This is a genomic window from Chromobacterium sp. (assembly GCF_041912965.1).
GTDB lineage: Bacteria > Pseudomonadota > Gammaproteobacteria > Burkholderiales > Chromobacteriaceae > Chromobacterium > Chromobacterium aquaticum.
This window is the reverse complement of sequence record NZ_JAYSGF010000007.1, coordinates 26336-38658: the sequence shown is the minus strand read 5'-3', so window position 1 is coordinate 38658 and position 12323 is coordinate 26336. Positions and strand designations below refer to the sequence as shown.

Annotated in this window: 12 protein-coding genes and 1 other RNA gene; 6 read left to right on the top strand and 7 right to left on the bottom strand. The window is 63.1% G+C overall.

Translation table 11 applies throughout. From position 1 onward, the window contains the following. Positions 1–35 precede the first annotated feature (35 nt). The 4 genes from ACE3QM_RS05415 to ACE3QM_RS05400 all read right to left on the bottom strand — a co-directional run bounded on the left by ACE3QM_RS05415 (position 36) and on the right by ACE3QM_RS05400 (position 5623). Positions 36–2960 (bottom strand): DNA translocase FtsK, encoded by a 2925-nt coding sequence (locus tag ACE3QM_RS05415; RefSeq protein WP_374420774.1) that lies wholly within the window; start codon positions 2958–2960, stop codon positions 36–38. Between the two features lie 188 nt (positions 2961–3148). After that, a complete protein-coding gene (locus ACE3QM_RS05410) occupies positions 3149–3496 on the bottom strand; it encodes a hypothetical protein (RefSeq protein ID WP_156183901.1) in 348 nt (115 codons plus the stop codon). 206 nt (positions 3497–3702) lie between these two features. Beyond that, on the bottom strand, positions 3703–4329 hold the full coding sequence (locus ACE3QM_RS05405) for a YbhB/YbcL family Raf kinase inhibitor-like protein (RefSeq protein WP_374420772.1): 627 nt from the start codon (positions 4327–4329) through the stop codon (positions 3703–3705). A gap of 94 nt (positions 4330–4423) precedes the next feature. Next, positions 4424–5623, bottom strand: coding sequence for an amino acid aminotransferase (locus ACE3QM_RS05400; protein WP_331282572.1), 1200 nt, complete (start codon positions 5621–5623; stop codon positions 4424–4426). A gap of 222 nt (positions 5624–5845) precedes the next feature. On the opposite strand from ACE3QM_RS05400, the gene ACE3QM_RS05395 reads away from it, so the two are divergent. Next, entirely contained in the window at positions 5846–6124 is a 279-nt protein-coding gene (locus ACE3QM_RS05395) for a hypothetical protein (protein ID WP_048410653.1), read from the top strand. 64 nt (positions 6125–6188) lie between these two features. Here ACE3QM_RS05395 and ACE3QM_RS05390 read toward each other — a convergent pair whose 3' ends face one another. Further along, positions 6189–7577, bottom strand: coding sequence for a sodium-dependent transporter (locus ACE3QM_RS05390; RefSeq protein WP_374420770.1), 1389 nt, complete (start codon positions 7575–7577; stop codon positions 6189–6191). 181 nt (positions 7578–7758) lie between these two features. Beyond that, complete coding sequence (argE, locus tag ACE3QM_RS05385) at positions 7759–8931, bottom strand: acetylornithine deacetylase (protein ID WP_374420768.1); 1173 nt, start codon at positions 8929–8931, stop codon at positions 7759–7761. Between the two features lie 220 nt (positions 8932–9151). On the opposite strand from argE, the gene ffs reads away from it, so the two are divergent. Together ffs and ACE3QM_RS05375 are read left to right on the top strand one after the other, a co-directional pair. Next, an RNA gene (gene ffs / locus ACE3QM_RS05380) (signal recognition particle sRNA small type) lies at positions 9152–9250 on the top strand. A 273-nt stretch (positions 9251–9523) separates the two neighbouring features. After that, a complete protein-coding gene (locus ACE3QM_RS05375) occupies positions 9524–9847 on the top strand; it encodes a DNA-binding transcriptional regulator (protein WP_231464534.1) in 324 nt (107 codons plus the stop codon). Positions 9848–9971: 124 nt separating this feature from the next. On the opposite strand, the gene ACE3QM_RS05370 is transcribed toward ACE3QM_RS05375, so the two are convergent. Beyond that, on the bottom strand, positions 9972–10421 hold the full coding sequence (locus tag ACE3QM_RS05370) for a universal stress protein (protein ID WP_048410656.1): 450 nt from the start codon (positions 10419–10421) through the stop codon (positions 9972–9974). Positions 10422–10538: 117 nt separating this feature from the next. Here ACE3QM_RS05370 and ACE3QM_RS05365 point away from each other — a divergent pair, with 117 nt between their 5' ends. The 3 genes from ACE3QM_RS05365 to ACE3QM_RS05355 all read left to right on the top strand — a co-directional run bounded on the left by ACE3QM_RS05365 (position 10539) and on the right by ACE3QM_RS05355 (position 12322). Next, positions 10539–10976 (top strand): acyl-CoA thioesterase, encoded by a 438-nt coding sequence (locus ACE3QM_RS05365; RefSeq protein WP_374420765.1) that lies wholly within the window; start codon positions 10539–10541, stop codon positions 10974–10976. A gap of 12 nt (positions 10977–10988) precedes the next feature. Continuing rightward, a complete protein-coding gene (locus ACE3QM_RS05360; protein WP_048410658.1) occupies positions 10989–11402 on the top strand; it encodes a TerB family tellurite resistance protein in 414 nt (137 codons plus the stop codon). Positions 11403–11467: 65 nt separating this feature from the next. Beyond that, on the top strand, positions 11468–12322 hold the full coding sequence (locus ACE3QM_RS05355; protein ID WP_374420762.1) for an AAA family ATPase: 855 nt from the start codon (positions 11468–11470) through the stop codon (positions 12320–12322). The last annotated feature ends 1 nt before the right edge of the window (position 12323 follow it).

Below are 12323 nucleotides of genomic sequence, written 5' to 3'. Positions count from 1 at the left end.
CGCTGGCGCGCTTTTTCATTGCAACGGCACTTGGCTCACAGCTCGCGCTGCGGCACCAACACCGTCCGGTTGCCATTGCTCTCCATCGGGCTGACGATGCCGGCGGCCTCCATTTCCTCGATCAGCCGCGCGGCGCGGTTATAGCCTATGCGCAGATGGCGCTGCACCGAGGAAATCGACGGCTTGCGGGTGCGCATCACGATTTCCACCGCCTCGTCGTAGAGCGGGTCGCTCTCGCTGGCCGCCTGCGCCTTGGCGGTGGCCGCGGCCGACTCCTCCTCCGCCTCGCTCTCGCCGGTCAGCAGCCCTTCCACATAGTCAGGCTCGCCAAATTGCTTCAGATGCTCGACGATGGCGTGCACTTCGTCGTCGGTGACGAAGGCGCCATGCACCCGCTGCGGATAGCCGGTGCCCGGCGGCAGGAACAACATGTCACCCTGGCCCAGCAGGCTTTCCGCGCCCATCTGATCTAGAATGGTGCGGCTGTCCACCTTGCTGGACACCTGGAAGGCGATGCGCGTAGGAATATTGGCCTTGATCAGGCCGGTGATCACGTCCACCGATGGCCGCTGCGTGGCCAGGATCAGATGGATGCCGGCGGCGCGCGCCTTCTGCGCCAGCCGCGCGATCAGCTCTTCGATCTTCTTGCCGGCCACCATCATCAGGTCGGCGAATTCGTCCACCACCACCACGATGAAGGGCAGCGGCTCCAAGGGCTCCGGCGTTTCCGGCGCCAGGCTGAACGGGTTGCCGATGCGCTGCCCCATGGCCTCGGCCTCGCGCACCTTGTCGTTGTAGCCGGCCAGGTTACGCACCCCCAGCGCGCTCATCAGCCGATAGCGGCGCTCCATCTCGCCCACGCACCAATTCAGCGCATTGGCCGCCAGCTTCATATCGGTGACCACCGGCGCGAGCAAGTGCGGGATGTCGTTGTATACCGACAGTTCCAGCATCTTGGGATCTATCATGATGAAGCGCACTTCGTCCGGCCGCGCCTTGTACAACATCGAAAGAATCATCGCGTTGACGCCCACCGATTTGCCGGAACCGGTGGTGCCGGCCACCAGCAGGTGCGGCGCCTTGGCCAGGTCCATCGCCACCGGCTGGCCGGTGATGTCCTTGCCCAGAGCCAGCGTCAGCCGCGAACTGGGCAGCTGGAAGGCCTCGGAGGAGAATATCTCCGACAGCCGGATCATCTGCCGCTTGGGATTGGGCAGTTCCAGACCCATGCAGGTCTTGCCGGGAATGGTTTCCACCACCCGGATCGCGGCCAGGCCCAGCGCGCGCGACAAATCCTTCATCAGGTTGACCACCTGGTTGCCGCGCACGCCCACCGCCGGTTCCACTTCGTAGCGGGTGATCACCGGACCGGCGTAAGCGTCCACCACGCTGACCTTGACCTTGAACTCGGCCAGCTTTTCCTCGATGACGATGCCGCGTTCCAGCAACTCCTCTTCCGAGCAGCTCACCGTCGCCTCATCGGCCGGACGCAGCAAGTCCAGGCCCGGCAAGCCATAATCGTCGTACACCGGCCTTGGCTTGGGCGGCGTCGGCTCGGCCGCGCGTTCCACCTCGGCCTGCGCCTGCAGCGCCCAATCGCCGGGCTGCGGCGCGGCATCCCAAGGCAGGCTGGTTTCCTCCGGCGCTTCCGCCGTCGTCTCGGCGGCGACAGGGGCGTCGATCAAGACCCAGGGCAGCGGCTTGGCGGCCAGCTGCTGCGCCGCCGCGGCCACCGTGGGCGGCTCCGCCGGCACGCTCTCGCGTTGCACCACGGCGGGTTTCTCCTCTTCCTGCACCAGCACCGAGCGGGTCTGCGGCCAGCGCCATGGCGCGGGTTCGGCGGCGCGCGGCGCTTCCGGTTCGTCGATGACCACGACCGGCAGCGGCGCCGGCGACGCGGACGGCGGCCTCTCCGTCATGGAAACCGGCGGCGCGTCGGCGAAGACCTGCGGCGTGAAAACCGCGGACTGTCGCTCGATCGGCGTCGCCATCGGCGGCGCAGTGACCACCTCAAGCTCAGCCGGCGCCTCGGCGGCCAAGCCAGGCGCTATCGCATAGTCCACGATTTCCGGCTCAGGGAAGCTTGCGGCAAACACAGCGGGCTCGGCGGCGTCGGGCTCGGCTTCGGGCGGCGTCGGCAGTGGGTCAAGGGAATCGACTAGCCCGGCATAGGCGACAAGCTCGGGCTCCGCGGGCGGCGCCGGCGGCCGCGCAGGCGCTAGCCAGCCATGCTGCGCCGGCCGCGCGCTGGCCGGCAGCTCATGCCGCACCACCGGCGGCGGCACGATTTGCGGCTCCGCCACCGGCTCTTGCGACTTGGCGACCAGCGGCCGCAACATGGGCGCGGACGGCGCGGCCATGGTTTTACCGCGCTTGGAATGGATATGACGCAATTGCTCGCGCACTTCGCTGGGATCGATCAGCGGCAGCGCCGCGCCGTCCTGCTCCTTGACGCTTTGCGACAGCGCACGGCCAGCCTGGCGGCGACGATAGTCGGACTGCAGATTGCTCTGCAGCTCGTGCAAGCCTATCACCGGCAAATCCTTGGCTTGCGGCTCCGCCGCCGGCTGGCGCTGCCGCTTGCGGTATTCACGCGACAACTCCAGCGTCGGCAGTTCCGGCGCGGGCTGCGGCGGGGCCGCTTGTCGCTTGGGCAATACTATGGTTTCGCGCTCCATCGGCGCGGAGCGCTCAACCGGGCTTTCCTCGACGACGCGGCGCGGCGGCTCGGCGCGCGGCGCGGCGGCCTCGGGTTCCGCCGGCGGGGTCCAGACTGACGCGGCGGACCGCTCGACAGCGGGCTCTTCGGCGAAGTAATCCGGCTCATGCCGCTCCGTCGGCGACACGCCCAGCAGACTATCCAGCTTTCGGGTCCACTCGGACACGGACACACGTCCGGTATACGTCAGCCAAGCCAGCACGCCCAGCAGCAACAGCAGCAAACACAGCACGAACCACACAGTTCACAACCTCTGACGATGTCGAAAATTAACGGACAGCCCAGACCTACGGCGGGCCGACAGCGGCGATTGTACCGTTTTTTATAGCGCTCGCGGCAGACGCGCGTTGGCGCACCCTCTGGCCGCGGGCAAAAAAATAAGCCGCGGCGCAAGGCGGCGGCTTAATTTATCGCTGCGGAACGCCCCGTCTAGGCGGCCTGCTGCAGATAACCCTGCAATTGGCCGTTGGCCAACAGACGGCGCAAATGGCTGCCGGGCGTGGGGCCGGCATAGGCGACGCCGGCCTGCTTGCAGCGCAGCACCTGGCCGGTGGCCAGGGTCACCAGCTCCATCTCCAGCACCCAGGCCTGGACATCGTCCACGCCTTCGACTTCCGGTTCCAGCGTCGCGGTCAGACGGTAGCGGCCATCGCCGGAATTCACGTCCAACAGCCCCATCAGCCCCAGATTGTTGCGCACATCGGCATCGTCCGCGTCAAACGCGCCGGTCGCCAATGCGGCGGCAGGCAGCTTGTCTTTAACAGTGTTTGCAACCATGACAGTTAATCCCCTTTGATGTTGTTATCGTCCGCCGCCTAACGGGAGCGCTGCACCGCTTCCGCCGAGCTAATTCGCCGCCAAGACAGCAAACGCCGCAACATCATGCTGCATTTCATTGCCACACTGCAATCCCTTGCCAGAGGCCGCCGCGCCGTGAGATAGGCAAACTGTCCTTTTTGCCACTTCTTTACATTGCGGGACGATTACAGCAAACGCGGATTCAGCGTATAGCGCCCGCTCAGGCTGGCCGACGCCAACACATGGCCGGACAGCGCCGCCAGCACATTGGCCGGCGTCAGCGCGCCGGGTACCGGCAGCTTGGCCACATCCAGCGCGTACAGGGTGAAAACATAGCGATGTTCCAGGCTGTCGTTCCACGGCGGGCAGGGGCCATCGTAACCGTAGTAATCGCCAGCCATTGCCGTATCGCCGGCAAACCAGCCGGTGTAGTCGTTGATGCCATGGCGCAGGCCCTGCGGCGCCTCCGGCCCGCTTTTGCCGCGCGCGCTGACGCCAACGCTGTGGCCGCCCTCGGCGATTTCGGACTGCTCGGCGGGAATATCCAAGAGCAGCCAATGATAGAAGTCCACGCGCGGCAGTTCCGCCGGCACTTCCCTGCCCTCCTGGTTGACATCGTCGCCGCGCGACGGCACATCCGGGTCATGGCACAGCAACGCGAACGAGAGCGTGCCCTCCGGCGCGCCGCTCCAGGCCAGGTGCGGATTGAGGTTGTCGGACAAGGCGACATGACTGCCCGCATCCGGCACGCAGAAGGCCAGGCGGCCTGGAATGCGCTCCCCTTCTTGAAAACTGCGGCTATGCAGTTGCATGATGTGCTCCTCGACTATGGCCGATGGCCGGCCGGTTGAAAAAAAGCCCCGACCTGCGGGGCTTGGCAATGCTTGGACGCAAAACCGGCCAGGTTCAGTCCGCCTTCACCACTTGAGCAATGGCGGAGGCGACATAGCCCAGGTTCTTGCTGTTCAACGCCGCCAGGCAGATGCGGCCGGTGGACACCGCGTAGATGCCGAATTCGGCGCGCAGGCGCTCGACCTGGGCCGCGCTCAGCCCGGTGTAGGAGAACATGCCGCGCTGCTTGGCGACGAAGGAGAAGTCCTGGGCCACGCCTTCGGCCTTGATCGCCTCCACCAGGCCGGTGCGCATCGCGCGGATACGGTCGCGCATGCCGGCCAGTTCGTCTTCCCACATCTGGCGCAGCTCGGGATTGGACAGCACGGCTGCCACCACCGCGCCGCCATGAATCGGCGGATTGGAGTAGTTGGTGCGGATCACGCGCTTGAGCTGCGACAACACCCGCGCGGATTCTTCCTTGCCGGCGGTGACGATGGACAAGGCGCCGACGCGCTCGCCGTACAGCGAGAAGCTCTTGGAGAAGGAGCTGGACACGAAGAACTGCAGGCCGGAGGCCGAGAACAGGCGCACGGCGACGGCATCGGCGTCGATACCGTCGGCAAAGCCCTGGTAGGCCATGTCCAGGAAGGGCACCAGGCCGCGCTCGCGGCAGACCTGCACCACCTCGGCCCATTGCGCGTCGGACAGGTCGGCGCCGGTGGGGTTGTGGCAGCAGGCGTGCAGCACGATGATGGAGCCGGCCGGCAGCTGCGCCAGGAAGGCGCGCATGCCGTCGAAATCGACGCCGCGAGTGGCCGCGTCGTAATACGGGTAGTTCTCCACCTCGAAGCCGGCGGATTCAAACAGCGCGCGGTGGTTTTCCCAGCTCGGGTTGCTGATATAAACCTTGGCAGCCGGATTCAGGCGCTTCAAGAAATCCGCGCCGATTTTCAGCGCGCCGGTGCCGCCCAGCGCTTGAGCGGTCACCACCTGCCCAGCCTTGATCAACTCGCTGTCCGCGCCGAACAACAGGTTCTGCACCGCGCTATCGTAAGCCTGCGCGCCTTCGATGGGCTGGTAGCCGCGCGGCGGCATCGCTTCCAGACGCGCCTTCTCCGCGGCCTTCACCGCCGCCAGCAGCGGAATCTTGCCGTTGTCGTCGGAATAAACGCCCACGCCCAGATTCACCTTGGTGGTGCGGGTATCGGCGTTGAATGCTTCATTCAGGCCCAGGATAGGGTCGCGCGGCGCCAGTTCTACGGCGGAGAAGATCGAAGAGGTCATGCGGGGCTCCATTACTTAACGCAACGACCGGACCCAGCGGCAAGCTGGCCGGCCGGACAAGAAAAACCGGATAAGCACAGTCTAACATGGAGAACCGCGTCACGGGCCGCTGTCCGGCGCGGCGGCGTTTTGACAGCGCGCCGTCCGGCCATTACCCTGACATCAGCCACCCACTTGCCTCCAAGCACGGCAGCCACAGGAGCATGACTCATGAAAAAAGGCATCTTGCTGTTCTGGCCCTCCTTCATCATCGCCATACTAGCGACAGGGGTGTTCTTCTCCATCTTCGACCCGGCCGAGCTCAGCCTGCACGGCAAAACGCTGTTCAACGACAAGCTGTCGGCCTATTCGGTATTCTTCCTGATCAGCTGGACCTTCGGCGCCCTCAACACCAGCATTGTGCTGCTGTTGGAAAAAAACGCCCGGGAACTGAACGGTTTCACCGCGCCGCCGGTGGTGATTCCGGAAGACGACGCCAGCCAGCCCTGAGCCGGCGACAAGCCGCATGAAAAAAGGAGCCTCTCGGCTCCTTTTTCTACTGAACAACCTGGCCTCAAATCGCGCCCAGGCCCTTCAGCATCACCACCAAGATCAACAAAGGCGACACATAGCGCAGCACGAAGAACAGCGCCTTGAGCAAACCCTCGTTGCGCAGCGCGCCCTGATTGCTCAAGGCCTGCTTCAGACGCTCGAAGCCCCATACCCAGCCGACGAACAGGCACAGGAAGATGCCACCCATGGGCATCAGCAGATTGGAGGTCACGAAGTCGAACAGATCGAACAAGGTCATGCCGAACAGCTTGAAGCCGGACAGCGTGCTGTTGGACAGCGCGCAGCCGGCGCCCACCAGCGCCAGCAGCAGCAGATTGATCAGCGTGGCCTTGACGCGGCTGATGCCGAAACGCTCGCTGAACACCGACACCGGCACCTCCAGAATCGACAGCATCGCGCCGGTGGCGGCGATCGCGGCCAGCACGAAGAAGGCCACCATGAACACATTGCCCAAGGGCATGCTGGCGAACACCGCCGGGATGGTGATGAACAACAGCGACGGACCGGCCGCCGGCTCGAAGCCGAAGGCGAACACCGCAGGGAAGATGGCGATGCCGGCCAGAATGGATACGAACAGGTCGGCGCACATCACCCGGAAGGTGGTGACCGGGATGTTCTGGTCATCGCGGAAATAGCTGCCATAGGTAATCATGGTGCCCATGCCTATGGACAGCTTGAAGAAGGCCAGGCCCACCGCGGTCAGCACCACCGCGCCGCTGATCTTGGAGAAATCCGGGGTGAACAGGAAGTCCAGGCCCTTGGCCGCGCCAGGCAGCATCAGGCTGCGCGCGCCTATCACCAACAGCAGCAGGAACAACAGCGGCATCAGCTTCTTGGTCACCGCCTCGATGCCCTTGGACACTCCCATCAGCAGGATGCCGCCGATCAACAGCAGCACCAGCCATTGCCACAGCAAGGACTGCAAGGGATCGGAAATCAAGGCGTTGAACGCTTGAGAAGTCACCTTGGGATCGCTGGACAACAGGCCGCCGCCCATGGATTTGAACACATAGGCGAACACCCAGGCCGCCACTTCGGAATAGAAGGCCATGATCAGGAAGGCCGCCAGCACGCCGAAGGCGCTGATCAGCCACCAGGGCTGCCCGGCCGGCGCCAGCGTCTTCAGCGCGCTCACCGCGTCGCTCTTGGCCTTGCGGCCCAACATGATCTCGGCGATCATCACCGGCAGGCCCACCAGCAAGGTGGCCAGCACGTACACCACCAAGAAACCGGCGCCGCCATTGGTGCCGGTCAAGTAAGGAAATTTCCAGATATTGCCGAGGCCCACGGCGGAACCGAGGGTCGCCGCCAATACGCCAAAGCTGGAGGTGAAGCCGTCTCGCGACTTGGCCACGCCTCCCTGCCGTACAGATCCCACGTTCTGACTCATTTATTTTTTCTTTCTGACTGCCGCGACGCCAGTGCCGGCCAAGCCCGGCGGGCATTGCGCCGCTTCTAACGCCACCATAAAACAAGCCCGCCTAAGGGATCCCCCTGGCGGGCAACTTGAGTGTTTGGCTTGTCGCCGGCAGCGATTTTGCGGCCATTCGGCCATCAGCGCAAAAAAATCTTCACGGTTCTTGCGTCAGCTCATCCCCTAAGCGCCGCAACCAGGCCAAACACTGCCGCAATTGCTCTATTTCAATGTATTCATCGGGTCGATGCGCCTGCTCGATGTTGCCCGGACCCAACACCACGCAGGCGATGCCGGCCTCGCTGAACAGCCCGGCCTCGGTGGTGTAGGCGACGCCCTTGCCGCCGTCGCAGCCGCACAAGCGCGCCACGATACGACGTACCGCGCTGTCTTCCGACGATTCGAAAGCCGGGCTGTACACCACAGGCTGGATCTGGACATCCGCCTCCGGCGCCACTTCGCGCATTTCCAGCAGCAAGGTGGCGGCGTAATCCCTGACCGAATCGACAAAGCGCTCCGGGCTGTCGCCGGGCAGCCAGCGGCACTCGAACATGAATTCGCAATCCTTGGGCACGATATTGCAAGCGGTGCCACCGTTGATGGTCCCAGTCTGCAGGGTAGTGAACGGCACATCATATAAGGACTGGCGATGCCCGAACGAAGCCTCGGCGTCCGCCAGCTTGCGGATATGGGTGATCAGCCGCGCGGCGAATTCGATCGCGTTGACACCCTGCGGCGTCAGCGAGGAGTGCGCGGCGCGGCCGCTCACCTTGCACAGATAATGCGCGATGCCCTTGTGCGCGATCACCGGCTGCATGCTGGTGGGTTCGCCAACGATGCAGCCGGACACCTGCACGCCATCGGCCACCAGCCGGTCTATCATCCGCCCCACGCCCAGGCAACCCACCTCCTCGTCATAGGACAGCGCGATGCCGATCGCCTGGCGCAGCTTCCCGCCCTGTGCCAACTCGACAAACCACGGCGCCAAGGACAGCACGCAGGCGATAAAGCCCTTCATATCGGCGGAGCCGCGGCCATACAACCGGCCATCGCCCTTGTCGGTCAGCGCGAAAGGATCGCTGTCCCAGACCTGCCCATCCACCGGCACCACGTCGGAATGCCCGGACAGCAACACCACCGGCAACTCCGGCGCGCCGATGCGGGCGAACAGATTGGCCTTGCCGCCATCGTCGTTGAAGGTCAGCGTGGCCTCCACGCCCAGCCGCAGCAGATAATCGCGCGCCCATTCGATCAATTGCAGATTGGAATACCGGCTGGTGGTATCGAAGCGGACCAGTTCCGCCAACAGTTCTTGCGCCGATTGAGACATCTCGCTCTCCCAAGCCTTGCCATGGTGTTTGAAGAGACCGCCAACCCCGGCGCCGCGCGGCTTGCGCCGGCCGCACACGGGGGTCTTGCCGGACTCTCGTTATAGGATGCAGCCAAGTCTGCCTTGCCGCCGCCGCTTCGGCAACCGCCGCGCCGGCAATAAAAACGCACGCCGCGCTTGGCAAAGCCGCCGCTTATCGCTAGAATGCGTCTTCTCTTGAGGCGGGTCTCCCCGCATTGCGCGATAGCGAACCTGGTCAGGTCCGGAAGGAAGCAGCCACAGTTATTTAGCGCAAGTGCCGGGGGTCAGGCTCGCCGCCCCTCCCCTTTATTTTCTGTCTCAGATGCCGAAACGCTTTACAAAAAAGCGACCACGCAGTATCTTTTCGCGTCTCGCCCTGCAAATCCCATTGTCCTTGACAATAAGAAGCCACTAACATTGCAAAAAACGAAGTTCGTGCTTAACGGAACTTCATGAACTTTTTTGCATCAGAATTATTCCTGATGGATTTTTTTTGCTATTTTTAGGGTGCAGGGCACGAACCTAAAAAAATATTAGAACCAATATTCTTTGATACTGAGAGGAACACTCAATGAAACTGTTTGAAAAAATCCCCAACCCGCGTGAAATCCGCCGCAAGCTCGGCCTGAACCAGCAAGAGTTCTGGAGCCGCATCGGCGTGACCCAATCCGGCGGTTCCCGCTACGAAAGCGGCCGCAACATGCCAAAGCCGGTGCGCGAACTGTTGCGCCTGGTGCATGTGGAGCAGATCGACCTGTCCAAGGTGCGTCGCGAGGACTTCGAAATCGTCGAATACCTCAAGGAAACCCACCCGGACCTGTACAAGAGCCTGCGCAAAGCGGTTCGCACCAAGCTGGAAGCCCAGGATGGCAGCGTGGAAGTCACCGCCAACTAAGCGGCTCCCGCGCGACAAAGCCAGCCCGCAGCAATGCCGGCTGGCTTTATTTTTTCACTCGAATTGTCCGACAAGCAACTACGCGCCGCGCGCGCCAAAGCGGCGCGGCTCGCATGCCATCGGCCTAGTCACCAGGATTGCGCACCAGCAAGACCGGCACGTCCGCCAGTTTCAGCACCCCTTCCGCCACGCTGCCCATTAGCAAATGCATCAAACCGCTCCAACCATGGGTACCCATCACTATCAAATCGGCGCCCCAGGAGCCGGCCTCATCCACCAGCACCGCGGCGATCTTGTCGCCCCAGCTCTCGAGTATCTTGCAATCCGCCTCCACGCCCAGCTCCTTGGCCTTGGCCCCCGCCTGCCCCAGCACCTGCTCGCCGGCCTGCTTGATCGACTTCTGCAGTTCGGTCGCGTCGAGGAACTCGGTACCGCCCCAGCCAAACTGCGCCAGGTCCACCACATGCACCAGCTTCAGGCTGGCCCCCACTTCCTTGGCCAGCTGGCACGCCTCGTGCAACGCCAGATTGGAGGTTTCGCTATCATCCACCGGTACGAAAATGCGCTGATACATGACTCTGCTCCTTGTTGTATTTGCCTTACACTTTCAGTCTATCAAACCATGCTACCGTACTGTTGACCCAGATTAAGACAAACAAGCAAGTTAAACGACTCGCCCAAAGCCCATATCATGCCCAGAATCAAGCTTGAGCTGCCCGAGCGCTTCACCTTCGAAACCCGCGTCGATGTCCGCATCGGCGACATCAACTACGGCGGCCACCTCGGCAACGACGCCGTGCTGCGCCTAGCCCACGAGGCACGGCTACGCTTCTTTCAAAGTCTAGGCTATGCCCACGAGCTCAGCGTCGAAGGGCTGGGCATCGTGGTGGCGGACACCGCCGTCTGCTATCGCGCGGAAGCCTTTCACGGCGATGTGCTGCGCTTTGGCCTCGCCGTCACCGACATCGGTCCGCGCGGTTTCGATTTGCTCTATCAGGCAAGCAATGACAAAACCGGGAAAGAAGTGGCAAGATTGAAGACTGGCATCGTTTTTTTCGACTATGCCTGCCGCAAGCTTGCCGCCATGCCCCCAGTGTTTCTGGCCCGGCTTGGCGTCACATCAGAATAAAGGAAAGACGTCATGAGAAAATACGCGCTCAACAGCCCGGAAGCGCTGGCTCGCTTGCTGGCCATGTTCATGATCACGGACGGCAATATGGACCCGCGCGAACTGGAGTTGCTGGATAAACTGCACGTCTATGACCTAATCGGCCTGCCGCGCAAACAATTCACCAAGGTATTGGTCGACTACTGCGACGACGTCTCCGACGAAGCCGGCGACGACGGCACCATCCGCCTGCTGGACGCCGAGCGCATCAACGGCCTGCTGACCGAAATCACCGACCGCCGCAAACGCGTGCTGGCCTGCGTGCTGGCCATGGACATCAGCAAGTCCGACGGCACCATCAGCGAGCCGGAAATGGCGCTGCTGAGCCATATGATGAAAAGCTGGGGCATTTCGCTGGACGACCTGGAACGCGAATTCGCCCGTTAACCTCTTTCCAAGCCACAGCAACCGCCCAAGCGGCTGCCGTGGCCATTTCGAAGCCCCTGTCACCCATGACGAGCAATACCCGATTTTCCGGAACCGAAAACTACATCGCCACCGAAGACCTGATGATGGCGGTCAACGCCGCCGTCACGCTGGAACGTCCGCTGCTGATCAAGGGCGAGCCCGGCACCGGCAAGACCATGCTGGCCGAGGAAGTGGCCCACAGCCTGGGCCGCGAGCTGATAGTCTGGCCGATCAAATCCACCACCAAGGCCCAGCACGGCTTGTATGAATACGACGCGGTGTCGCGGCTGCGCGACTCGCAGCTGGGCGACGCCCGCGTGCACGACATCCGCAACTACATCGTCAAGGGCAAGCTGTGGCAGGCCTTCGACGCGGACACCGCGCCGGTGCTGCTGATCGACGAGATCGACAAGGCCGACATCGAATTCCCCAATGACTTGCTGCGCGAGCTGGACCAGATGGAATTCTTCGTGCACGAAACCCAGGAATTCGTGCGCGCGCGCCAACGCCCCATCATCATCATCACGTCCAACAATGAGAAAGAGCTGCCGGACGCGTTTCTGCGCCGCTGCTTTTTCCATTACATCCGCTTCCCGGAACGGGATACCATGCAGGCCATCGTCGACGTCCACTTCCCCGCGCTGCGCCAGCAACTAGTCAGCGAGGCGCTGGAAGTGTTCTTCTCCATCCGCGAGCTGCCCGGCCTGAAGAAAAAGCCCAGCACCTCGGAGCTGCTGGACTGGCTGAAGCTGCTGACCGCCGAAGGCATGGACGCCGACGCGCTGAAACGACGCCATCAGGACAATGCGCCGCCGCCCTTGGCCGGCGCCTTGCTGAAGAACGAACAGGACCTGCAACTGTTCGAGCGGCTGATGCAGATGGCCAAGCTGCGCCGCTGAG